Raw genomic sequence first — 21,974 nt, 5'->3', positions numbered from 1 at the left:
CCGCAGTATGCTTGACTTTTTACTATTTTTCACCGAAAAACCGTTTTCATTGAAAATTTCTGTAAACGACTTTGCAATTCGGCTGATTTTTCGACAAATATCCTCTCCAATTGCACCGTTTGATTGCAATCTTGATAGTGTACAATCACTGGGATAGTCCCTTGATATTCAGACAAAATTTGAGCAATTGTTTGGTCATTTTCTCCATTTTCAAGTAATATCCATAGCTTTTCAGAAGAAGCCTGCTCCAGTCTATCCAAGACCAGCTGCAATTGACCATCCCGCTCTTGGACCTTACCAACCAGATAGAAGATCTCTCCTTCTCTCAAAAGACTTTGATAATGCTGATAGCTTTCTGGAAAGAGGGTCACATCTAGTTTCTTCTTTGTATCGGTCACTTGGAGAAATGCCATTTGCTGACCTGTCTTTTTAGTACGGATCACCCGAACTGACTGAATTTGTCCTAGAATGGTCACCATATTTCCTGCCACTAGTTCCGCAAATGGGGTATACGGTTTTGTAGAAGATTTTGCTAAAAGAACCAAGGGATGTGGGCTAATGCCAACCCCGATAATCGCCTGCTCTAGGCTGAATTTCTCACTATCACTGTAATCTTCTGCCTCCGTCCAGCTGTAACTTTCTTCGGAAAAGAAGGTTCCAAACGTGTCTGCAAAGACAAAGAGATTGTCCAAATTCTCCAAAATCTTCTTACGATTTGGCTCAAAGATATCAAACAAACCGAGTTGAATGAGAGGTTTTAAGGTCTCCTGCTTCTTAAATTGAGCAGGCAAACGCAAGATAAAATCCTCCACACTCTTAAATGGCCGCTCCTCAATCATCCAAAAGGCCAATTCTTTTGGTAATCCCTTGATATTTTTCAAGCCCATGAAAATCTTTTTCTCGTCAAATTTATCATGGTAGGGGATACTGTTAATCGTAATAGGCGCTACTTGGAAATCAAATTGGAGAGCATCAGAAATATAGTCACTACTTGAATAATTTAGCATGATGTCAAAAAAGACATCTGGATAATGGGTTTTAAAGTAGGCTAGCTGAAAGGCAAGAGCTGAATAGGCATAGGCGTGACTGCGGTTGAAACCATAACCCGCAAATTTTGCCATCATCGTAAAAATCGCTCTAGCCTTCTCCTCATCATGCCCCTGTTCGAGTGCTCCTGAAAGGAAATCAGCTTCCATACTCTGCATTTCTGCCTTATTTTTCTTAGACATGGCACGACGTAATAAGTCGGCTTTCCCTAGTGTAAAACCTGAAAAGCGCTGGGCAATCTGCATAACCTGCTCCTGATAGAGCATGATGCCGTAAGTCGGACGTAGAATATCAGCAATCGACTCATCCAGTAAATCAACTGCTTCTTGACCATACTTACGTTTAACAAAATTCTCCGAATAATCACTCGCACCAGGACGGTTGAGACTGGTCGTTGCTACAATGTCCTCAAAACGGCTAGGCTGAACACGTTTTAAAAGATGAATGGCGCCGGGTTGCTCAAACTGGAAAATTCCCTTGGTCTGACCCTTGGCAAAGAGTTCCAAAGTTGCCTCGTCTTCCAAGTCAATCTCCGAAATGATAATCTTCTTGCCGTACTTTTCTTCAACTGCCGCCGCCATTTTCTGAACGAAGGTCAAATTGCGTAACCCGAGAAAGTCCATTTTCAAAAGACCATTTGCTTCTACTGCATGGGCATCATACTGAGTAATCAGCATGTCCTCACCAGCCTTTAAAGGAATGGTATCGGTCAACTCCTCATCGCTCATCACGACCCCTGCCGCATGAATAGAGGTCTGCCTTGGTTGCCCCTCAATCTGTAAAGCAATGGCATAGGCTTTCTGGTATTCGATTTTGCTATTGATAAGCTGGCGAAAAGAGGCATTGCGCTCATAGGCTGTACGAAGGGTATCGCGGAAGGAAATCTTCTTTGTAATCGCACTGACTTCGTATTCTGGCGTTCCATAGCGCTTTAAAACATCTCGCAGAGCTTGCTTAGCGCCAAAAGTCGAATAGGTCACGATTTGCGCTGCATGAAGCGTTCCATAACGCTCTCTCACATAGCGGATAAAATCCCCGCGGTGGATATCTGGAATATCAATATCAATATCGGGCATGCTATAGCGTTCGACATTTAAAAAGCGCTCAAAAAGTAAATCATGCTTGACAGGGTCAATCCCTGTAATATAAAGGGCATATGCAACGAGACTGCCAACCGCAGAACCACGTCCCATCCCCATATAATAGCCCTGACTGCGCCCAAATCGCAACAAATCCCAAACAATTAAGAAATAATCATCAAAGCCCATTTGGTGGATCACTGCTAGCTCCTGCTCCAAACGTTTCTGATAGGCCGGCCCTGTAAGACCTCGACGCTGCAATCCTTCTTCTGCCTTTTCACGTAGTTCTTCGACCGCTAAGCGCTCCCGGTTAAAACGAGGCAATTTCAAGTTTTTATCCAGTTGATAAGAAATGCCTGCCACCAAGCGATTCAATTCTTCCACTGCTTCTGGAAACTGCTTCTGAAAAATCGCAGCCAAACTTTCTGGACTGAGAAGTGCTTGGTTATGGACAATCTGCGATACTTGATTGAGTGGAACATTCTCCTGAATGGCATGAAGAACCTGCAAGACTTCGACTTGACTTTCTTCAAAATACCGCACTGTGTAGAGAGGAATCAAGGGACGGCTGGTCGTCAAGGCGGGAGTTGTTTCACATACCCCAATGTGAAAATCAATCCCTAAATCATAGTCCTCAATCCCGTCAAAATAGGGAATAATAACTGTAATCCCTGTCAAATACGGTCGAATGCCTTCAAATTCTCTTTGCCCTGTCATCTTAGCAGTGGAGATTTTCAAGAGATTTTGGTAGCCTGTTGTATTTTGGGCAACGAATTGAAACACCAAACTGTCATCAGGTGACACCAATAGCTCCATTTCACAGCCAATCACAGGTTGAATACCTGCCTTTTCACACGCCTCCATAAAGGAATAAGCCGCATACAGATTATCACGGTCCATGATACCCAAATGAGTATAGCCCAGCTCCTTAGCATGCGCTACATAGCGGTCAATGGTCATCATACTATCCATAAAGGTGTAGACGGTCTTTGTGTCCAACTGTACGAGCATATCTCCTCCTCTTTACTGTTTCCATGGTCATGTATTATACTATCTACTATTATACACCAAAAAAATCCCCCTTGCTACTATTGGCTTTGGAGCTGCGACACAGTACGATCTAGCAACAAAATTTTTATTTTTATCAAAAAATGAATCCTACCCCTTGCAATCTGTTTTGAAATATTGTATTATATATATAAGACAATTATACAAATAGACTAAGCCTATTTTATCATCTTATATAAAATGAAAGGAGCAATCATGACTTGGAAATTCGATAACAACTTCCCTATCTATATCCAAATTGCTAATACCATTAAGTTGCAAATTGTGACGCACCAACTCCAATCAGGAGATAAGCTTCCAACCGTCCGTGATTTAGCCGAAATTGCTGGGGTCAATCCCAATACCGTTCAACGTGCCTTGTCAGATCTTGAAAGCGAAGGATTTGTTTACTCAGTCCGCACAACAGGACGCTTTGTGACAGACAATCTTGACCTCATTCAAAAGACGCGGGTCAATCTGGCCAAAGACGAGTTAGAAAACTTTGTCACCAATATGCTAGACTTAGGATTTAAGCAGGACGAGCTCGTTCAGCAATTGGAACAGTACCTGAAAGGAGAATAGAGATGGAAAATAATTTTACCCTCGTTGAAATTCAACAAGTATCAAAAGCATACGGCGGTTTGGTGGCATTGAACAATATCAACCTCAAACTTTCAGCTGGAAAAATCATTGGCTTACTAGGACCAAATGGTTCTGGAAAAACAACCCTGATTAAATTGCTCAGTGGACTTCTTCAGCCAGAATATGGGCAAATCCTAATCAATGGTCGCAAGCCATCTCCCGAAACCAAGCAGATTGTATCCTACCTTCCAGATACGACCTACTTAGATGAGCACATGCGAATTACAGAAGCGATTGACTTATTTAAGGATTTCTATGCAGATTTTGATGAGGCACGCGCCCTTCACCTCCTCCAAGACCTCAATATTGAGCTCAACAGTCGTATTAAGCATTTATCAAAAGGAAACAAAGAAAAGGTTCAATTAATTTTGGTCATGAGCCGCCAAGCCCTTCTATATGTCCTTGATGAACCAATCGGCGGTGTCGATCCTGCTGCACGTGACTATATCTTACGGACGATTATCAATAACTATTCTCCAACCTCTTCTGTACTGATTTCAACCCATTTGATTTCAGATGTCGAACAAATTCTCGATGAAGTCATCTTCCTCCAGTACGGTAATGTGATTCGTCATAGCGATGTCGATGACCTACGAATTGAAAGCGGAGAATCAATCGATGAACTTTTCCGCCGTGAATTTAAGGCTTAGTATTAGTAAAGGAGATTCCTATGTTTGGAAAGTTATTAAAATATGAATTTAAAGCAGTTGGAAAATGGTATTTAGGACTGTACGCCGCAGCTGGATTACTCTCTGTTGTCCTCGGATTTTGGATTCAAAATATTGTTCACCGACCAGAAAGAACGATTAGTGACACAGAAATTGGTGCTTCTCTTGCTAATACCCTAGAGGGAATCCTATTTGGTGCTATTATTATCGGTTTTGCCGTCATCATTGCAGGACTCTTTCTATCAACCTTCTTTCTCATTATCAAACGCTTTAGAAAAAATGTTTACGGTCGCCAAGGCTACCTAACCATGACTCTTCCTGTCACCAATCACCAGATTATCCTGAGTAAATTGACTGCTGCCTTTATTTGGAGCACCTTATCTGGCATTGCTACTATCCTCTGTCTCTGGCTTATTTCATATATTTCATTTGGTGCGCTTCTCAATGAGTATATTCCTGAGATTGCTGCGGGATTCAACAAAGCTTATCACGAATTTACTGGCATGGATTTTGGGATTAGTTATGCAATTACGCTCATTGTCGGTACCATTCATTCTATCCTCTTAATTTACTTCGCGATTTCTCTTGGTCAATTATTTAAAGATCATCGTACATTGCTAGCCGTTGTCTTTTACTTTGGTATCAATTTTGTAGAAGGGCTTATTTCAGCTGTATTTGCCGTATCAACAGGAGTCCTAACAAATAGTACCACATTAGCCATTCACACAATCTTAGGTATCATTATTAGTATTATCCTTGCTATTGGTTACTACTTCGGTACCTACTATATCATGACGAAAAAATTGAATTTGCAATAATAATCAAAACTCTGAAATATACCATTTCAGAGTTTTTTCGTCTAGCTGAAGAGAATTATTCACTTCTCTTATTCTTTCTAAGAGCCATGACTCCTATGGTCATGACTTTCTGCCTAGTCTATCATCTGTAGTAGGCCATCTCCAACTGCTTCAACAGCTTCTCTTTTTCTGCTTCTGTCGTGAAACTAGCCCGAATGGCATTTTGATTAAAGTGATAAAAATCGTCCTTACTGGTCCCAAAATACTGGACAAACAAGCTATATTCCTTGGTCAGATTGGTAGCAGATACCATACGATTATCTGTGTTAATCGTAATATTAGCTCCCATATCATAGAGCGCTTGGTAGGGGAAATCAGCCAGCGTTTGTGCTGCCCCAGTCTGGAGATTGCTGGTCAGGCACATCTCAATCGTCGCTCCTTTTTCAACAAACTCTTTCATCACTTTACGGTCTTTCATAAGAGCTGTTGCGTGACCAATGCGGGGAATGCCGAGTTGAATAGCTTGTGCTACATTGGCTACGCAACCACATTCTCCAGCATGAAAGGTCATCGGCAAACCAAGTTTCTGTACTTCCTTAATTGCGTCAAGCATTTCTTCCGTCGGAAAATCAGCCTCATTTCCTGCAAAATCAAATCCCGCCAGCCCCTTTTGGGCAAGTCTTGCAACTTCCTTGAAAATAGCCTGCGTCTCCTCTTTCGGACTTTGCTTCAAGCCACAAACTAATGCCTTTGCGACAATGCCAAACGCTGCTTCTGCTTGCTTTATCCCTTCTAAAACAGCTTCTACTGTCTCTAGTGCCGTCAAACCTTGATCCATAGATAACTCAGGCGCAAAGCGAATTTCCATGTAAAGAACATTTTCTTTTGCTGCTTGTGCTGCAACATCATAAGCAGCAAGTCGAAGTGCCTCTTTAGTCTGTAATAAAGGCCGAATAAAGTCAAAGACAGTCAAATAGTCTAATAGACTTTCCGTCTGAGCAGGTGCTGTCACAAGATCCTGCAAGTCCTCATCACAGTCTGGTAAGGAAATCTGAGCCATCTCTGCCAATTGACGAATAGCACCGAGAGATAAGGAGCCATCCAAGTGGCAATGAAGTTCGGTCTTTGCTAATTTATGAAGCATTTTTTCCTGCATGTTCCACCTCTTCGTTCGTATATTGTTATCCATCATACCATATTTACACGATATTTCAATAAAAAATCGATAAAAACTGAATTTTTACAAAAAATAAATAAAACCCTAGCTGAACATACAAAAAAACTCCACGAGGGAGTCTGCTTTTTGACGGAAGACATGGGATTCGAACCCACGCACGCTGTTACACGCCTACCGCGTTTCCAACACGGCCTCTTAAGCCTCTTGAGTAATCTTCCATATCCTACATGGAGCCGGTGGGAGTCGAACCCACGTCCAAACACCTGCTAACTTATTCGTCTACAACCATAGGTTATGTCTTCATTTAACTTGGATAGGACACATAACTCAAGCCCTAGACAAGCGATTCAGTCAATCTCTTTTAGAACTTACTGACACAATTCTAACGTAGCTTGCTCATTTAAGACCAGACAGCAGACACAAGCAATCCACTACTAGTCACGCAGGCAGGTTATTAAGCTGCTAATGCGTAAGAATTTGTATTTTTTGCAGTTATATTTAACTGGCGTTTTACATCCGCTAGATGAGTTGCAGAACAAGCCTCATAATGCCTGTCGAATCCGTAACGACCCCTTCATTAGAGTACCATATCAGTATACCAAATTAGAAAAAAAATAGCAACAGATTTTAGTTTTCTATTTTCAGAATCGAGCTATTTTATGGTAAAATAAGCTTATGTATAAATTTTGGCAAAAAACCTTTCAGATACTCAGTATTATCACACTCATCGCAAGTGTCTTCCTCGTTTTCTGGCTCTATAAAATTGGAATTTTAAATGACCAAAATGTTCTAGCCGACACCATCAAGAGCCACGGGGCATTCGGTAGCTTGACCTATATTTTCATTCAAATCATTCAAGTGGTTTTTCCGATTATCCCAGGAGGAGTAACAACTGTTGTTGGCTTCCTTGTCTTCGGGCATTGGTGGGGATTTGTCGTTAATTATATCGGCATTTCAATCGGAAGTATCGTCCTCTTTTGGTTAGCGCGAAAATACGGCAAAGCCTTCTGCCTACTTTTTATGACTGAAGAAACTTTCTACAAGTACGAAAGCAAGATTGACAACAAGAGAAGCTATGAAATCTTCTTTATCCTCTGCATGCTATCTCCAGTCTCTCCTGCCGATATTGTGGTCATGATTACTGGCTTAACTAGCATGAGTTACCGCAAATTCACGACTATTATTCTTCTCTGTCGCCCCATTTCCATTGTTGCTTACAGCTTCTTCTGGATTTATGGTGGCCAGTGGTTGCAACACTTCATAAAATAAACAACTTCGTTAGAAACCATTCTAACGAAGTTTTGTTTTACTTAATTCCTAGAGCAATGCGCGCGTAGCGACTCATTTTTTGTACTGTCCAAGCTGGTGACCAAACGAGACGAACATCTACATCTGTCACTTCTGGCACGGTCGTCAGCACATCATAGATCTGATCAGTGATTAAATCAGCCAACGGGCACCCCATAGTAGTTAAGGTCATATCAATCTCTGTTTTCCCGTCCATGAACCGAATGTCATAAATCAAGCCAAGATTGATAATGTCAATTCCTAATTCAGGATCAATGACTTCTTCTAAGGCATGAAAAATCCGTTCCTGAATTTCTTTTACTTGTTCTTCTGTATAAGCCATTGATGGTATCTCCTATTGTTATATGATTTATATAGTCCTTCGTTTGTTCAAGCGAGCGTTAGAAAAGTCCCCCGGACGGGCCCCACTCACATATTTCTAGGTGGGCGCTGATACTGCCTATCCGTAGCCTGCTTGCCTATTTCTAGGCAGGCATTAAAACGGTTCACCGAACCGGCTCGCTTTCTAGTTTTCGAGCGAGCGTTAAAAACCTCCACTCGACTGGCTCGCTTTCTAGTTTTCGAGCGAGCGTTAAAAACCTCCACTCGACTGGCTCGCTTTCTAGTTTTCGAGCGAGCGTTAAAAACCTCCACTCGACTGGCTCGCTTTCTAGTTTTCGAGCGAGCGTTAAAAACCTCCACTGGAGGTTTTTAATCCTCAATAAAGTCGCGCAATGGTTTGCTTCTGCTTGGGTGGCGGAGTTTGCGGAGGGCTTTAGCTTCGATTTGGCGAATGCGTTCACGGGTAACGTTAAAGACTTTTCCGACATCTTCTAGGGTACGCATTTTCCCGTCATCAAGTCCGAAGCGCAAGCGAAGGACGTTTTCTTCACGATCTGTCAGTGTATCCAAGACTTCATCTAGTTGTTCACGGAGGACAACACGTGTGGTGTAGTCCACTGGATTTTCAATTACTTCATCTTCGATAAAATCACCAAGATGGCTATCGTCTTCTTCCCCGATTGGTGTTTCAAGAGAAACAGGTTCTTGCGCAATCTTCAAGATTTCACGAACCTTGTCTGGTGTCATGTCCATGCGTTCTGCGATTTGTTCTGGTGTTGGATCTTGTCCCAATTCTTGGAGCAAATTACGCTGTTCACGGACCAATTTATTGATTGTTTCAACCATGTGAACTGGAATCCGAATGGTGCGGGCCTGATCCGCAATAGCACGGGTAATGGCTTGGCGAATCCACCATGTTGCATAAGTTGAAAATTTGAAACCTTTTGAATAGTCAAACTTGTCAACGGCCTTCATCAAGCCCATGTTTCCTTCCTGAATCAAATCCAAGAACTGCATGCCACGGCCGACATAGCGTTTGGCAATGGAAACCACCAAACGGAGATTGGCTTCTGCAAGACGTTGCTTCGCCTCTGGGTCCCCAGCTTCTACCGCAAGGGCTAGCTCCTGCTCCTCTTCATTGGTCAAGAGGGGTACAACCCCAATTTCTTTCAAGTACATGCGCACAGGGTCATTGACTTTAGCAGAATTGCTACCGAGTAACTCTTCGTCTGTTAATTCAGGCTCTTCTTCTACTTGAAGGACACGCGCACTTGGATTTCCATCCTTGTCAACAATCGCAATCCCTGCATCCTGAATCCGTTGCAAGAGGTCATCAATCCCGTCTGCATCAAGGGTAAAGGGAATGACCAATTGATCGTTGATTGCATCATCTGTCGCAGTTCCCTCTTTTTTGTGGTTACGGATAAAGTCCGCAACTTGAACATCAAAAGTGGTTACTTCTTGTTTTTTATCTTTTTTTGCTGTCATAGTTACTCCATATTTCTTTTATGTGCAATGAGTTGTGCCAATTCATCCAGTGCTGCTTCGGTATTGCCAATGTGGACTTGTTCCCGAATGACACGTGATTTCTGCTGATTTTCTCGCTTTAGCTGTTCCTGTTGCCGTCGCCTTTCTAGCTCTTCTAGCTCGTTGTCACCTATCTCCTCTGGCAATTTTTCCTCCAGGACCTGATACCAAGCTCGCTGGACCTGCTCTGTCTGCTGGGCCAAGTCATAGGCTGTCACCTCCCCATACTCTTTTAAGAGACCGAACAAAACTTGCAATTCTGGTGTAAAGAAGAAAAAGTCCTCTTTCAATCGATAGTCATTCAAGATATAAGGGTGGGTCATCATGCGATTGAGCAGATGATTTTCCGTGCGAACCAGCCGTGATAAACGTATTTTTTGAGGCAATTCGGTGATTTGCTGTCTCCGTATATCGCCTCGACCTTGCGCCGTTTGACTGCGTTCTGCCCGCTCGTGTAAGCGCAAGTGATTGACCGCTGCTTCTACCTGACCATAGTCAAAATCAGGCAAGACATCCGCTACCTTATATATATACGAATTTTGCGCGGTAATGGACTTATTTTTAGCAATAATTGGTGCAATTTTTTCAACAAACTCAATCTGCATCTGCAAATTATCGGGATTTGCAGGCTTGAGATACTGAATCAAAAACTCCACATCGCTAATCCGACTGGCCGTCAAGACCTGGTGTAGCATTTCCTTTGAATGCTTGGCTAAAAATTCATCCGGATCCAAATTGTCTGGTAAGCTAACAATCTCAACTTGAAAGTCCTGCAATTCGTCAAGTGCTTTTGCCGTCGCTGCCTGCCCCGCCGCATCTCCGTCATAGGTCACAATCACCTTTTTACAGAATTTAGCTAAATGCTGGACATGTTCTCGGGTCAAGGCTGTGCCCATTGAGGCAACGGCATTATCAAGTCCAACCCGATGAGCCGCAATAACATCCATAAAACCCTCCATGAGATAGACCTCATGGCTTTTTTTGATCACTGCTTTCGCTTGATCTAGATGATACAGCTCATAGCTCTTATTAAAAATCGCAGTACTGCGACTATTCTTATACTTGGCTAGCTGTTTATTTTCAATATCGTGCTGTTGCCAAATACGACCAGAGAAGGCTACGATGCGACCATACTCATCTGTCAAAGGAAACATGATTCTGCCCTGAAAGGCATCGTATATGAGGTTATTATCTGCCGGGTTAAACAAGCCTGAAGCGAGCAAATCTTCCTCGTCAAACTTAGTAGACAAGTGCCTATAGAGATAATTTTGCTCCTGCGGAGCTAGTCCAATCTGAAAATGCTTGATGACCTCATCAGTCAAACCGCGATGATGCAGATACTTCCTCGCTTCTTCCCCCATTTTCGTGGTCATCAGAAGAGCATGGTAAAATTTCCCAGCTTCCATATGAATATCAAAGAGCACTTGATTCGGATGCACACGGCGTTCCTGAATCACTACTCTTTGCTGTTCTAACTGAATTCCAGCCTTTTCAGCCACTACCTGAACACTGTCTGTAAAGGAGATACCACGGTATTCCTCTATAAATTTAAACACATCACCCGACTTACCACAGCCAAAACAATGGAAAAACTGCTTGTCTTCGACCACGTTAAAGGAAGGTGTTTTTTCCCCATGAAAAGGACAGAGACCTAAAAAATTGCGCCCTGCCTTGGTCAGGGAAATGACTTCGCCAATGACATCGACAATATTGACTGCCTGTTTAATCTCATTGATTTTTTCTTTTGAAATCACGCGGTCACCTCCTTCCAGTGCAGGGTATCAGCTATTATAACATGTTCTATTTTATACTAAAAATGTAAAAATGTAAAATTTCCAAGCTAGAATACTTGTAAAAAAAGTCCTTTCAGCATATAATAGGGATTATTATTTTTTTATGAAAGGACATATTTAGGATATGTTAAAAGATTTAAAAGCCTTTTTACTTCGCGGTAATGTTGTTGACTTGGCAGTCGGTGTGATCATCGCTACTGCTTTCGGTGCTATCATCACTTCATTGGTTCAAGATGTAATTACCCCTCTTTTCTTGACACCTGCTTTGAAAGCTGCTGGTGCAGATAAGATTGCTGAACTTAGCTGGAATGGTGTTGCTTACGGTAACTTCCTGAGCGCTGTTATCAACTTTATCATTGTTGGTACTGTTCTCTTCTTCATCGTAAAAGGTATGGAAAAAGCACAAAGCCTTGCTAAAAAACAAGAAGCGGCTGAAGAAGCGGCTGCTGAAGAAGTTGCTGGACCAACTCAAGAAGAATTACTCGCTGAAATCCGCGATTTGTTGAAGAATAAATAATACTAAAAAAGACAGGTGGCCTGTCTTTTTTTCGCTCTCATGATTATTATTTATGATCTAATAAACGTTTATAGACCACAAATTCCGCAGGTGATAAAAACAACTCATCATAACCCAAGGCTTGACAAAGCTGAGTCGTGGTTGGTTGCGATAGGTAAGCCTGCTCTATGGTTTCCTTTTGAGAAAAGACTTCTTTGACAGATCCGTCTAGCAAGACTTGTCCTTTAGCAAAGACGATGGCGCGGTCAAAGGTTTCTGCGACAAAGTCCATATCGTGTAAAATAGAGATGACGACTTTGCCTTCTTTCTCTAATTCCTTCATCACTGCTTGAATTTTTTGTTTTCCTGCTGTATCTTGCGCAATCGTTGGCTCATCGAAAATCACAACCTGTGTATCCATGGCAATGATGGCTGCAATCGAAACCATTTTTCGGTCTGATAAGCCTAAATCATAGGGATTGACCTTCTCCTGCCCATCCAATCCTAACTTGGCCATAGCCTTCTTAGCAGCAGCCTCAGCCTCTGATCTTGACAGCCCCATTTGCAGAGGACCAAACATAATCTCATCTAGCACAGTATGTTTAAAAATTTGATCGTCAGGATTTTGGAAAATCAAGCCAATAGATTTTGCAATTTGTGCCACACTTTGCTGGCTCAAATCTTGTTGATTCAGAGAAATCGTTCCGCTTGTCGGTGTTAGCAAGCCTTTCAATAATTTCACAAAGGTAGTTTTCCCTGCTCCATTTTGACCGATAATGGCTGTCGAGCCTGTTTTGATGGTCAAGTTAATCCCTGTGAGAATCGGAGTATCTGGTTTATACGCAAAGTGTAAGTCTTTAATAGTCAGTTGATTCATAGTTTATTCCTCGCTCTTCGCTAATAAATACTGAGCTTCTTCAAGAGTCACTGGATAAAGATGGCTATCTGGCAAGGTAAGATTCAAGTCCTTGCAAATCTGCGTAAATGTCGGTGGCACAACGCCGTGTTCTTCTAAATCAGGACGTGAAAATATCTCTTGCGGTGTATCAAAAGCAACTAATTTTCCTGCATCTAATAACAGAACTCGGTCGCTATAGGCCGCGATTTTTTCAATTTTATGTTCGACCATGATCACGGTAATACCTTGTTTACTCAAGGTTTGAATAGCCTGAAACACTGCTTCACTTCCTTGAGGATCTAGCTGTGAAGTCGGCTCATCTAGGATAATTACCTCTGGTCGCATAGCGATAATACTTGCAATGGCCATCCGTTGCATCTGCCCACCTGACAAATCAAAGGGAGCTCGATTGCGGTATTCTGAAATTCCCAACAATTCCAAACTTTCTTCGATCCGTTCCTGCATTTCACCACGAGGAACACCAAAATTTTCTAGTCCAAAGGCAATTTCTTCATAGACTGTTGATTTTGAGCCCGTCACTTGATTGAAAGGATTCTGAAAGACGCTTCCCACTTTCTGGCATAAATCATCAACTTCTACCGTCTTAACTTCCGTCTGGTCAATCCATACCTTCCCGCCATAGGCGCCTCGATAAAAATTAGGCACCAAGCCTGTCAAGGCCTGACAAAACGTACTCTTTCCTGAACCATTTCGCCCAATAACTCCGATAAACTCTCCTGGTTGAATCTCACAGGAGATACCATCTAAGGCCAAGGTTTCCGTATGAGGATAGCGATATTTTAGATTTTCAATACGAATCGTAGCCATTATACTAACCTCCAAATCAATGCTGCAATCAACCCTGCTACACACATCAGTTGAATCGGACGATCATATACTGAACGAACTGGCGGGGTAATAAATGTTTTCTTTGCTTTTGAATTAAACCCGCGTACTTCTAAGGCAATCGCCCGCTCCTTGGTTTCAATAAATGAACTCATTATGACAGGTGATACTAAAGGCAAGAATGCCTTAATCCGAACTAATAGCGAGCCCTCGGTCTCCATTCCACGGCTTCTTTGCGCATCTGTAATCGTCGCCATGCGACTAGTCATCTGAGGGATGAGTTGGAAGAGGGAGATAAAGACATAGCCCATGCGTGGTGAAAAGCCTTTGCGTACAAGGTCTTCAATCATATCTGATGATTTTGTTGTGAGAATCAATACACAAAATGCAAGAATAATATTATAGATATTCAAAGCAATCCCTAGAGCAAATAAAAGCCCTTCTTGATAAAAAGTCACTGGTCCTAGCGTAAGAACAGGCGTTTCATTACCTTGTCGAAACAGTCCCTGAATAATTGCAACCGTCAAAATAACAAAGGACGATAGACTCACAATTGGAAATGTTCTAGAAATTACCTTGGAGTGAGCTAGTAAAAGAGCGCTTAAGACAATGGTGATTCCAAAACACCACCATTCATTAGCAAGGATTGGAATGACAATAGCTGCTAGTACATAGACAATCTTTGTGAGAGACGACAAGCGATTCAGAAACGAATGTTTTTCTTCGTATAAACTCATAGTTTTCATACTGTCTTCCTCCTAATCTAAACTCTCAATCACACTGTTGGTCTGGTAGAGTGATAAAAGACTCTTTGGCAAGCTCTTATAAAGACTCAATACAAGAATGAGGACGACTATTTTATCAGGAATGTCTACCACGACTTCATCCATAAAAGAAGCGAGCCAAACAGGATAGTTTTGAGATAGCATACCAGCATAAACTAAATCTCCCCAAAGATTTCCTGTTGTTCCACCCCAGAAAATCATGTTCAAAGGCGTGGAAACAAGGACCGCAGCAAGACCTGCGACAATCCCCGTTAGAAGAGCCCCGCTTAATTTTTTCATACTACCATAGTAGGCCATACAGCCAACCGTAATTCCTAGTGCAGCATTGGTGAGAGCATATACAGTAGCAATCGGATCAACCGTCAAGCCATAGATGACATTATTCATGATTCCTACAATAGCTCCTACTACTGGTCCAGCCAAACAAGCTGATAGACAGGTCCCAATTGAATCGAGCCAAAGCGGTAGTTTCAGTACCCCTGCAAAGAGTTTACCAATATAGTTAATCCCTACCCCAGCTGGAATCAACACGAGTGCGGCAGTATTAAACTTTAGCGACCACGGATTATTCTGTTTCCAATTCATCTCAAGACTCCTTCTTTTCATTTTCTAAAAGAACAATTGCTTCAAGAGCGGTCAGGATTTCATTTTTTTCTCCACTTGCTGCCAAATCATCCCCATTGACATAGCCATTGATGTCCTGACCCAGATCTCCCTCAAACAAGGCTACGGTATTTAAAATAGAACCTGTTTTGACTCCTCTGAGTGCACCGATTGTAAAGAGGGCTGCACTTTCCATATCTGCTCCCAGCACACCTTGTTTAGACCAATACGCATCAATTGCTTCTTCCCGGTCGGTGTAAAAGCTATCATGACTGCGACCAATACCAATATGATGCCTAATTCCTTGTGTCTCAGCAGCTCGTATCAAAGCAACTAAAACCTTGGTATCTGGAATTGCTGGGAAAGCTGTGTCAATGTAAGCTTTTGAAGTCCCTTCATCTCGAACAGCTCCATTTAAAATCAGCAGATCACCTAGTTCAATCGGCTCTTGTAAAGCTCCACAAGAGCCAATCCGAATCATGTGAGTCACTCCTATATTGTGTAACTCCTCCACCGCAATTCCCGTCGAGGGGCCTCCCATACCTGTAGACACAACAAGAACAGGAATTCCCTTATAAGTCCCGCGAACACTTTTATGCTCCCGATTAAAGGCGATTGAAACTGCATTGTCTAAAAACTCCGCGACTCGGTCAACCCGCATCGGATCTCCTGGTAAAATCGCATATCGTGCTGCATGCTCTTTTCCACAACGAATATGAGGTTGCATAAATATTCCTCCTAACGTAATAAGGTTTCTAATTTTGAGCGATTGATAAGATGAATCTTCCCTTGTGAAAGATAGATGATGCCTTGTTCTCGCAATTCTTTCAAGACGCGATTAACACTCCGTTGAGTAACAGCCATTTTCTGGCTCATCTCTTCTGAATTCCAAATAATATCTCGCTGGTTGCGCAAGTCAAACTGTTCCAACAAATAATAGCAAATTCGCTGCTTTAGATTGTACAGATTATTGCGCTTCATCCGCTCACACATCTGATAAGAGCTTTCGCAAATCTTCTGGATAAAGAGACGATTAAAATTTTGATCTAACGACATCCAACGAAGTAAAAGAGAGCGTTCCAGCTCCAAGACCGTTACTTGTCCCCTCCCTTGAACATGGCTAATATAAGGTAGTTGCTGGAAAATCTCCATTTCTCCAATAAAGTTTCCCGTATGGTAGGTCGTCAAAAAGTATTTCTTGCCATACTCTGACTCCGAGTAAATATCCACTTCTCCTCGTACGATGATATAAAAATGGTGATGAATTTGTCCCTCAGCTAGTTCGAATTCTCCATCCCTATAACAGCGGACCCGAATCATCCGTAAAATTTCATAAGGACATTGTTTTAGCAATTGGAAAATAACAGGTTCCGTTTCTAAAATTGTCGCAATGGTTTGCAAATCAGACGTCATCTTCTAGCCTCTCCGCTACCGCTCTTTATTATAATGATAGCGCTTTCTTTTTGGTTTGTACAGGAAATTTGTCTTTGATTCCTCTTAATTATCACTCTTTTTTATCTCTTTCAAGGATTTACAAAGACATTTGTCCATTTGTTTTATTGTAGCGAACTTTCCTATAAAAATCCAGTCTTTCGCTACTGATAAAAAAGAAGCCAGATTTCTCCAACTCCTTTCAGTTTTCTTATTTCTCATACCCGTTCGGGTTCTTGGATTGCCAATTCCATGTGTCACGGCACATGTCTTCAATGGTTTTTTCGGTCTTCCAGTCGAGTTCAGCTAAAGCCTTGTCGCTATTTGCAAAGCAGGTAGCAATGTCGCCAGGACGACGGTCCACAATCTTGTATGGGATAGGAACACCATTGACTTTTTCAAAAGCCTGTACCAACTCCAGCACACTCGTTCCCTGACCTGATCCAAGGTTATAAGTATAAACACCTCTTGTATCTGCAATCTTCTCCAAGGCCTTGATATGACCGAGCGCCAAATCAACGACGTGGATATAATCACGGACACCTGTTCCGTCTACTGTGTCATAGTCATCACCAAATACGCTCAATTCAGGACGTTTCCCGACAGCTACCTGAGCAATAAAGGGCATCAGATTGTTTGGAATCCCCGCAGGGTCTTCCCCAATCAAGCCTGATTCGTGCGCTCCGATTGGATTGAAATAGCGAAGTAGAGCAATGCTCCATTCAGAGTCTGCTACTTCTACATCACGCAGGATTTGCTCCAACATAACCTTGGTATAACCGTAAGGGTTAGTCGCGCTGGTCGGCATCGTTTCACCGAGTGGAGAAGGATTGTTCAGACCATAGACCGTCGCACTTGAGCTAAAGACCACTTTTTTCACGCCAAACTCAGCCATAACTTCTACCAAGGCTAGGGTGCTCATGATGTTGTTTTCATAATACATGATAGGCTTGGCCACCGACTCACCAACTGCCTTGTAGCCTGCAAAGTGAATGGCAGAGTCAATCTCTTCTTTTTCAAATACAGCACGAAGGGCATCCTTATCTGCCACATCCAACTTATAGAAGGTAGGCCGCTTACCAGTTATTTCTTTGATACGATCTAAGACGAGTAAACTTGAATTGGACAAATTATCAACAATGACCACTTCTTTTCCTAGCTTCAACAATTCAACCACGGTATGGCTACCGATGTAGCCTGCACCACCTGTTACTAAAATACTCATGTTAACTCCTTTATATAAGTATGGATAGGACAAAAAAACAGCTTGACAGCTGTTTTTTACATGTTAGAATTTTTTACGCTTACGAGCTGCTTCTGATTTGCGTTTACGTTTTACAGATGGTTTTTCGTAGAATTCGCGTTTGCGTGTTTCTTGAAGAGTACCAGCTTTAGTAACCGCACGTTTGAAACGACGAAGAGCATCATCAAGTGATTCGTTCTTGCGTACAACTGTTTTTGACATTATTTTCACTCCCCTCAATTTCAAAATCCATATTATTATACCGCTATTGCCCTATTTTGTCAAGATATTTCTAGAAAAAGTTTCTCGGTACTTACCGAGATTTTCTTTTCGACTTGCATTTCACTAGCATCCCCAGACACAGCCCCTCGTATAAGGCGAAAAAGAGCAAGAAACAATGCAAGAAAAATTCCGCTGGTAAAATATAGATAACAGAATCTGTATTCGGATTAAATAGCCAGCTACTATCACCTGCAAAGAGGACTTGGTGAAAGAGGGTAAAAAAACTGTCAAACCCGATGATGACACCAAAGATACCGATCACAATCGGCAAAACAGCTGCTGTCAGAAAAACAGGGCGATATAAGCTACCATATCCTTTTTTCACAACGTTTTTCCAAAAAGATAGAAAGCCAGGCAGACTTACTAATACAACAGCCTGAGCAAGGTGGAAGAGCCACTTGACCTGCTGAAAATGGTGTAAGCCGTCTGCTGACGAGGGAAAATTGGGCATGGAGAGCGTCTGATCCCACGGTAAAGTCAGATAGCGCAGGAGGATATTGAAATTATAGCTGATGTCTGCGCTCTTCATGTAAACGACTTGTTCCAAGCCCAACCACTTGATTTCTAGAGGATAGAAAAGCCAAGCTAGGTAGATTGTCGCCACAACGGACACTGACAATAGAAAAAACAAACTGGCCACTACTGAAAATTTAGTTTTCATCGAAACTCCATTCATCTAGGCTATTCAGCACATGGGTCGGTGCTACTGGGAGTGTTGCCACCTCTTCAGGTTTGGTAAAACCTGTTAAGACAAGAAGCGTTGGAAAGTCATTGTCAATTCCTGCCCGGATATCTGTCAAATAATTATCCCCAACCATGAGGGTCTCGCTCTGCTTAGTTCCTAAAATCGCAAGGGCATTGTCCATGATAATGGCTTGGGGTTTGCCGATAATGGTTGGCTTGACCCGCGTTGCTGCTTCTAGCAAGGCAATCAAAGAGCCTGCTCCCGGCAAGAGTCCTCGTTCAGTCGGGATATTTAAATCAGGATTGGTCCCAATAAATACCGCACCTTTTTGAATCGCCAAAGTTGCAATGGTCAATTTTTCATAGGTTAAATCAGTATCAAGTCCGACCACGACATAAGCAGGATTATCTGTTTCTTTCACATAGCCTGCTTCAAGAATCGCTGATTTCAACCCCTCTTCTCCAATCACATAAGCCGTCTTTTCCTTTCCCAGCTGCTTCATATAATCAACAGTCGCAAGACTGGCAGTATAAATGGTCTCAAGTGGGGTATCGATGTTAAACTGCTCCTGCAACATGGTCTGAACGGTTTCTGGTCTGCGGGTAGTATTATTCGTCACAAAGAGATAGGGGAGTTTGCGTTCCTGAAGAGCATGAACAAAGCGCTCACCTGCTGGAATGCGGTCCTTTCCCTTGTAAATGGTCCCATCCAAATCAATTAAATATCCTTTATAACTCATCTTATCTCCTCACTCAAATCGTGCTTCCCAGTGCTCTGCCTGATGCGCTTCAAAGCAGAGAGTTATCTGTTCTGCTGTATTTTTCCCAACGGACAGATCAGGCAAATCCTCCAAGGCAAAATAGGCGCTCGCAACTGTCTCAGAATTGGCTTGAAATTCTCCACCGAGTGCTCGGCATAGGTAAAAGACCTTGGTCACATGGTGAGCAGACCTGCTAGGATTGCTCTTTGCTTTGTCCAAAATGGCCACCAGACGCACAACCTCGACATCAAGCCCAGCCTCTTCTCGCACTTCCTTAATCACATTTTCCATGGTCGAGCAATCGACATCACACCAGCCTCCAGGTAAAGACCACAAGCCATCATTTTCTTGAACCAAGAGGATTTTTTGGTCTTGGATAATAGCTGCGCGTGTATCGAGTTTGGGCGTTTGATAGCCTATTTCGTTACAAAACAATTCTTCTACTTGCTCTAGTGGTAAGCCCGACGGCTCCACCAGCATTTCTGCTGCTATCTGGCGAATTTCTTCAAATCGTTCTATATCATAGACATCCTTACCATAAGCAAGACCCGTCTGCGCCAAGGCCTGTAGGCGGACAGCCCACTTGAGCCAATTATTGTTTGCTGTCATCTTGACTTCTCCATTTAATCATTCCTTGGGCATTTAGCTGGCCTTTAGACCAGATTTCATGTTGCGTGCAACCTTCTTCCTGCACCACTTTTGTCGTCACTAAGGCCTCTGGCGCTACTTCCTTGATATACTTCAGTTGGAAATAAGTTGGTCGGTGAGTGATGAGAAATTCATGCGCCAAACTTTCGTACATCCATTCCAGATACTTGCTGTTGTTGACATGACCATTTAAATCAATATCAAAATACCGCACCTCTCTCTCTTGTTCAACAGCTTCTGCTAGCGTACCATATTTAGGAGCGCGCGCTACTTTTTTGACCCTTTCAGATTGATAAGGAGCAATCAATTCCTCTGGAACTGGACTGACCTTTCTGGTCTCAAAATCAATTAAGACAAAGTAGGCTAAAATCTTGATAAGTAAGCCTCCTGCTTCATCATAGATATGAAAGGTCCGATAGCAGAAAAATTTATTGTAAGAAATCGCTTCTGTCTCAATCGTAATCGTTTCCTGATAGCGTGGCAGGCGAGTGATATCCACTTCATAATCCGTCACTACCCAGACAAGGCCATACTGCTCAAAGATTTCCTTATCTCCACGCCCTAGAAGCTCTGATTGGCGACCAGACAAGGCTAAACAATACGCTAAAAATCCTGGAATTTTTAATTCTTGCTTGACATCTACCATGTCAAAGGGCAGAGTGAGTGTTTCCTGATAACGTAGTCCCATTATTCCTCTCCTATTATAAATCGTTCTGCAACTGTATCTCCGAGAAAAAGCCCTTTTTTAGTCATTCGGATAAAGCCATTTTCTTCCTGAAGGAGACCTTCGTTCTTCAAGTCTGCAACCACCTGACCATAGCGTTCTTTAAAGGATGTTGCAAATTTTTCCTCAAAACGAGCAATCGAAACGCCTGTTTTCTTCCGCAATCCCAAAAACATTTCTTCTTCCATTTGCTCTGCCTGCGATAGTCGCTCTTCGTGAAGCCTCGCATGCCCCTTTTCTCGAATGGACTTCAGATAATGCTGAATAGGGCCTCGATTGCGATAGCGCATACCAGCCAGATAACCAGAAGCCCCCGCTCCCAGACCAAAGTATTCTGCATTATCCCAATACATGAGATTATGCCTACTTTCAAAACCTGGCTTTGTGAAATTGGAAATCTCATAATGTTCAAAGCCATTTTTTTCCAATTCCTGCAAGATGTACTCGAACATATCTGACTCGACATCTTCATTGGGTAGGTGCAGATTTCCCCTGCGCTGGCGATTCATAAAGACCGTATGATTCTCCAAAATCAAACTATAGAGGCTCATGTGGGGAATATCCAGCGAAAGAGCCCGTGTTACATTATCTTTGACCTGCTCCATGGTCTGCCCAGGTAGGGCATAGATTAAATCAATCGAGATATTGTGGAAACCTGCAGCTTTTAAGGCGCTAATCGTCTCATAAATCTGGGATTGATTGTGGGAACGCCCGATTTTCTTGAGCATGCGGTCATCAAAAGTCTGTACACCCAGTGAAACCCGGTTGCACTTGGATTTTCGTAAAACAGCAATCTTATCTGCTGTCAAATCCCCAGGATTGGCCTCAATGGTAAATTCTTCTACTTGTGATAAGTCGAGTAAGTTCTCCAAATTGGTCAGTAAATAGTCCAATTGCTCAGCAGACAAGGCAGACGGTGTCCCACCGCCAATATAGAGGGTTTTTAAAGGAGGTATGTCATAGAACCGTATCTCCTCCATAAGAGCTGCTAAGTACTCATCAACAGGCTGATTTTTGATAAATACCTTTGAAAAATCACAATAGTAACAAATCTGAGTACAAAAGGGAATATGCACATAAGCTGAAGTCGGTCTTTTTGTCATGAAGCTATTATACCACACTCACCCCTTTTCGTCAGAAAGAGGGAATGAGATAGAGCTCGAGTGT

Annotated in this window: 23 protein-coding genes, 1 tRNA gene and 1 other RNA gene; 5 read left to right on the top strand and 20 right to left on the bottom strand. The window is 42.4% G+C overall.

Annotation, left to right across the window (positions count from 1 at the left end):
• Window positions 1–29: 29 nt before the first annotated feature.
• Window positions 30–3,137, bottom strand: coding sequence for a DNA polymerase III subunit alpha (locus CHF41_RS06485; RefSeq protein WP_119876511.1), 3,108 nt, complete (start codon window positions 3,135–3,137; stop codon window positions 30–32).
• A gap of 252 nt (window positions 3,138–3,389) precedes the next feature.
• Here CHF41_RS06485 and CHF41_RS06480 point away from each other — a divergent pair, with 252 nt between their 5' ends.
• The 3 genes from CHF41_RS06480 to CHF41_RS06470 are packed head-to-tail and all read left to right on the top strand — an operon-like array spanning window position 3,390 to window position 5,301.
• Entirely contained in the window at window positions 3,390–3,755 is a 366-nt protein-coding gene (locus CHF41_RS06480) for a GntR family transcriptional regulator (protein ID WP_119876510.1), read from the top strand.
• A 2-nt stretch (window positions 3,756–3,757) separates the two neighbouring features.
• On the top strand, window positions 3,758–4,465 hold the full coding sequence (locus CHF41_RS06475) for an ABC transporter ATP-binding protein (RefSeq protein WP_119876509.1): 708 nt from the start codon (window positions 3,758–3,760) through the stop codon (window positions 4,463–4,465).
• 20 nt (window positions 4,466–4,485) lie between these two features.
• Window positions 4,486–5,301, top strand: a complete 816-nt coding sequence (locus CHF41_RS06470) for a hypothetical protein (RefSeq protein WP_119876508.1) — start codon at window positions 4,486–4,488, stop codon at window positions 5,299–5,301.
• Between the two features lie 121 nt (window positions 5,302–5,422).
• Here the strand turns inward: CHF41_RS06470 and add are convergent, their stop codons facing one another.
• From add to ssrA, 3 genes are all read right to left on the bottom strand, one after another.
• Window positions 5,423–6,436, bottom strand: a complete 1,014-nt coding sequence (add, locus tag CHF41_RS06465; protein WP_119876507.1) for an adenosine deaminase — start codon at window positions 6,434–6,436, stop codon at window positions 5,423–5,425.
• A gap of 151 nt (window positions 6,437–6,587) precedes the next feature.
• Window positions 6,588–6,675 (bottom strand) — tRNA-Ser (locus tag CHF41_RS06460).
• Between the two features lie 7 nt (window positions 6,676–6,682).
• Window positions 6,683–7,030, bottom strand: a transfer-messenger RNA (tmRNA) gene (gene ssrA / locus CHF41_RS06455).
• Window positions 7,031–7,132: 102 nt separating this feature from the next.
• Here ssrA and CHF41_RS06450 point away from each other — a divergent pair.
• Window positions 7,133–7,726, top strand: coding sequence for a TVP38/TMEM64 family protein (locus tag CHF41_RS06450; protein WP_119876506.1), 594 nt, complete (start codon window positions 7,133–7,135; stop codon window positions 7,724–7,726).
• Window positions 7,727–7,763: 37 nt separating this feature from the next.
• Here CHF41_RS06450 and CHF41_RS06445 read toward each other — a convergent pair whose 3' ends face one another.
• The 3 genes from CHF41_RS06445 to dnaG all read right to left on the bottom strand — a co-directional run bounded on the left by CHF41_RS06445 (window position 7,764) and on the right by dnaG (window position 11,367).
• Window positions 7,764–8,087 (bottom strand): metal-sulfur cluster assembly factor, encoded by a 324-nt coding sequence (locus CHF41_RS06445; RefSeq protein WP_119876505.1) that lies wholly within the window; start codon window positions 8,085–8,087, stop codon window positions 7,764–7,766.
• Window positions 8,088–8,455: 368 nt separating this feature from the next.
• A complete protein-coding gene (gene rpoD / locus CHF41_RS06440) occupies window positions 8,456–9,574 on the bottom strand; it encodes an RNA polymerase sigma factor RpoD (protein WP_075104343.1) in 1,119 nt (372 codons plus the stop codon).
• 2 nt (window positions 9,575–9,576) lie between these two features.
• Window positions 9,577–11,367 (bottom strand): DNA primase, encoded by a 1,791-nt coding sequence (gene dnaG, locus CHF41_RS06435; RefSeq protein ID WP_119876504.1) that lies wholly within the window; start codon window positions 11,365–11,367, stop codon window positions 9,577–9,579.
• A 163-nt stretch (window positions 11,368–11,530) separates the two neighbouring features.
• Here dnaG and mscL point away from each other — a divergent pair, with 163 nt between their 5' ends.
• Complete coding sequence (gene mscL / locus CHF41_RS06430; protein ID WP_119876503.1) at window positions 11,531–11,923, top strand: large conductance mechanosensitive channel protein MscL; 393 nt, start codon at window positions 11,531–11,533, stop codon at window positions 11,921–11,923.
• Window positions 11,924–11,969: 46 nt separating this feature from the next.
• Here the strand turns inward: mscL and CHF41_RS06425 are convergent, their stop codons facing one another.
• From CHF41_RS06425 to hemW, 13 genes are all read right to left on the bottom strand, one after another.
• On the bottom strand, window positions 11,970–12,779 hold the full coding sequence (locus tag CHF41_RS06425) for an energy-coupling factor ABC transporter ATP-binding protein (protein ID WP_119876502.1): 810 nt from the start codon (window positions 12,777–12,779) through the stop codon (window positions 11,970–11,972).
• Between the two features lie 3 nt (window positions 12,780–12,782).
• The gene (locus CHF41_RS06420) at window positions 12,783–13,628 is read right to left on the bottom strand and encodes an energy-coupling factor ABC transporter ATP-binding protein (RefSeq protein WP_119876501.1); all 846 of its coding nucleotides are present in this window, start codon (window positions 13,626–13,628) and stop codon (window positions 12,783–12,785) included.
• Window positions 13,628–14,392 carry an energy-coupling factor transporter transmembrane component T family protein gene (locus CHF41_RS06415; RefSeq protein WP_160463192.1) on the bottom strand — a complete coding sequence of 255 codons (765 nt, stop codon included), beginning with the start codon at window positions 14,390–14,392 and terminating at the stop codon, window positions 13,628–13,630. The genes CHF41_RS06420 and CHF41_RS06415 overlap by 1 nt, the downstream gene beginning before the upstream one ends.
• Window positions 14,393–14,404: 12 nt before the next feature.
• Complete coding sequence (locus CHF41_RS06410) at window positions 14,405–15,016, bottom strand: ECF transporter S component (RefSeq protein ID WP_119876500.1); 612 nt, start codon at window positions 15,014–15,016, stop codon at window positions 14,405–14,407.
• Between the two features lies 1 nt (window position 15,017).
• A complete protein-coding gene (locus tag CHF41_RS06405) occupies window positions 15,018–15,761 on the bottom strand; it encodes a nucleoside phosphorylase (RefSeq protein ID WP_119876499.1) in 744 nt (247 codons plus the stop codon).
• An 11-nt stretch (window positions 15,762–15,772) separates the two neighbouring features.
• A complete protein-coding gene (locus CHF41_RS06400; protein WP_119876498.1) occupies window positions 15,773–16,447 on the bottom strand; it encodes a Crp/Fnr family transcriptional regulator in 675 nt (224 codons plus the stop codon).
• A 229-nt stretch (window positions 16,448–16,676) separates the two neighbouring features.
• Window positions 16,677–17,690 carry a UDP-glucose 4-epimerase GalE gene (gene galE / locus CHF41_RS06395; protein WP_119876497.1) on the bottom strand — a complete coding sequence of 338 codons (1,014 nt, stop codon included), beginning with the start codon at window positions 17,688–17,690 and terminating at the stop codon, window positions 16,677–16,679.
• Between the two features lie 63 nt (window positions 17,691–17,753).
• Window positions 17,754–17,930 carry a 30S ribosomal protein S21 gene (gene rpsU / locus CHF41_RS06390; protein WP_000048054.1) on the bottom strand — a complete coding sequence of 59 codons (177 nt, stop codon included), beginning with the start codon at window positions 17,928–17,930 and terminating at the stop codon, window positions 17,754–17,756.
• Window positions 17,931–18,021: 91 nt separating this feature from the next.
• Window positions 18,022–18,651: a TIGR01906 family membrane protein gene (locus CHF41_RS06385; protein ID WP_119876496.1), complete on the bottom strand. Its 630-nt coding sequence runs from the start codon at window positions 18,649–18,651 to the stop codon at window positions 18,022–18,024.
• Window positions 18,641–19,414, bottom strand: coding sequence for a TIGR01457 family HAD-type hydrolase (locus CHF41_RS06380; RefSeq protein WP_119876495.1), 774 nt, complete (start codon window positions 19,412–19,414; stop codon window positions 18,641–18,643). The genes CHF41_RS06385 and CHF41_RS06380 overlap by 11 nt, the downstream gene beginning before the upstream one ends.
• A gap of 9 nt (window positions 19,415–19,423) precedes the next feature.
• Window positions 19,424–20,044: an NUDIX hydrolase N-terminal domain-containing protein gene (locus CHF41_RS06375; RefSeq protein ID WP_119876494.1), complete on the bottom strand. Its 621-nt coding sequence runs from the start codon at window positions 20,042–20,044 to the stop codon at window positions 19,424–19,426.
• Window positions 20,028–20,771 (bottom strand): acyl-ACP thioesterase domain-containing protein, encoded by a 744-nt coding sequence (locus CHF41_RS06370; RefSeq protein WP_119876493.1) that lies wholly within the window; start codon window positions 20,769–20,771, stop codon window positions 20,028–20,030. The genes CHF41_RS06375 and CHF41_RS06370 overlap by 17 nt, the downstream gene beginning before the upstream one ends.
• Window positions 20,771–21,910 carry a radical SAM family heme chaperone HemW gene (gene hemW, locus CHF41_RS06365; RefSeq protein ID WP_119876492.1) on the bottom strand — a complete coding sequence of 380 codons (1,140 nt, stop codon included), beginning with the start codon at window positions 21,908–21,910 and terminating at the stop codon, window positions 20,771–20,773. Before hemW ends, CHF41_RS06370 begins: the two co-directional genes overlap by 1 nt.
• Window positions 21,911–21,974 lie beyond the last annotated feature (64 nt).

Source organism: Streptococcus respiraculi (assembly GCF_003595525.1).
GTDB classification, from domain to species: Bacteria; Bacillota; Bacilli; order Lactobacillales; family Streptococcaceae; genus Streptococcus; species Streptococcus respiraculi.
Note: the sequence above shows the minus strand (reverse complement) of the source record. Positions and strands in the feature narration are given on the sequence as shown.

Bases quoted from the DNA above. Each gene is read 5' to 3' on its own strand.
- CHF41_RS06485 (WP_119876511.1), bottom strand. From the start codon at position 3,137: ATGCTCGTACAGTTGGACACAAAGACCGTCTACACCTTTATGGATAGT.
- CHF41_RS06480 (WP_119876510.1), top strand. From the start codon at position 3,390: ATGACTTGGAAATTCGATAACAACTTCCCTATCTATATCCAAATTGCT.
- CHF41_RS06475 (WP_119876509.1), top strand. From the start codon at position 3,758: ATGGAAAATAATTTTACCCTCGTTGAAATTCAACAAGTATCAAAAGCA.
- CHF41_RS06470 (WP_119876508.1), top strand. From the start codon at position 4,486: ATGTTTGGAAAGTTATTAAAATATGAATTTAAAGCAGTTGGAAAATGG.
- add (WP_119876507.1), bottom strand. From the start codon at position 6,436: ATGCAGGAAAAAATGCTTCATAAATTAGCAAAGACCGAACTTCATTGC.
- CHF41_RS06450 (WP_119876506.1), top strand. From the start codon at position 7,133: ATGTATAAATTTTGGCAAAAAACCTTTCAGATACTCAGTATTATCACA.
- CHF41_RS06445 (WP_119876505.1), bottom strand. From the start codon at position 8,087: ATGGCTTATACAGAAGAACAAGTAAAAGAAATTCAGGAACGGATTTTT.
- rpoD (WP_075104343.1), bottom strand. From the start codon at position 9,574: ATGACAGCAAAAAAAGATAAAAAACAAGAAGTAACCACTTTTGATGTT.
- mscL (WP_119876503.1), top strand. From the start codon at position 11,531: ATGTTAAAAGATTTAAAAGCCTTTTTACTTCGCGGTAATGTTGTTGAC.
- CHF41_RS06425 (WP_119876502.1), bottom strand. From the start codon at position 12,779: ATGAATCAACTGACTATTAAAGACTTACACTTTGCGTATAAACCAGAT.
- CHF41_RS06420 (WP_119876501.1), bottom strand. From the start codon at position 13,628: ATGGCTACGATTCGTATTGAAAATCTAAAATATCGCTATCCTCATACG.
- CHF41_RS06415 (WP_160463192.1), bottom strand. From the start codon at position 14,392: ATGAAAACTATGAGTTTATACGAAGAAAAACATTCGTTTCTGAATCGC.
- CHF41_RS06410 (WP_119876500.1), bottom strand. From the start codon at position 15,016: ATGAATTGGAAACAGAATAATCCGTGGTCGCTAAAGTTTAATACTGCC.
- CHF41_RS06405 (WP_119876499.1), bottom strand. From the start codon at position 15,761: ATGCAACCTCATATTCGTTGTGGAAAAGAGCATGCAGCACGATATGCG.
- CHF41_RS06400 (WP_119876498.1), bottom strand. From the start codon at position 16,447: ATGACGTCTGATTTGCAAACCATTGCGACAATTTTAGAAACGGAACCT.
- galE (WP_119876497.1), bottom strand. From the start codon at position 17,690: ATGAGTATTTTAGTAACAGGTGGTGCAGGCTACATCGGTAGCCATACC.
- rpsU (WP_000048054.1), bottom strand. From the start codon at position 17,930: ATGTCAAAAACAGTTGTACGCAAGAACGAATCACTTGATGATGCTCTT.
- CHF41_RS06385 (WP_119876496.1), bottom strand. From the start codon at position 18,651: ATGAAAACTAAATTTTCAGTAGTGGCCAGTTTGTTTTTTCTATTGTCA.
- CHF41_RS06380 (WP_119876495.1), bottom strand. From the start codon at position 19,414: ATGAGTTATAAAGGATATTTAATTGATTTGGATGGGACCATTTACAAG.
- CHF41_RS06375 (WP_119876494.1), bottom strand. From the start codon at position 20,044: ATGACAGCAAACAATAATTGGCTCAAGTGGGCTGTCCGCCTACAGGCC.
- CHF41_RS06370 (WP_119876493.1), bottom strand. From the start codon at position 20,771: ATGGGACTACGTTATCAGGAAACACTCACTCTGCCCTTTGACATGGTA.
- hemW (WP_119876492.1), bottom strand. From the start codon at position 21,910: ATGACAAAAAGACCGACTTCAGCTTATGTGCATATTCCCTTTTGTACT.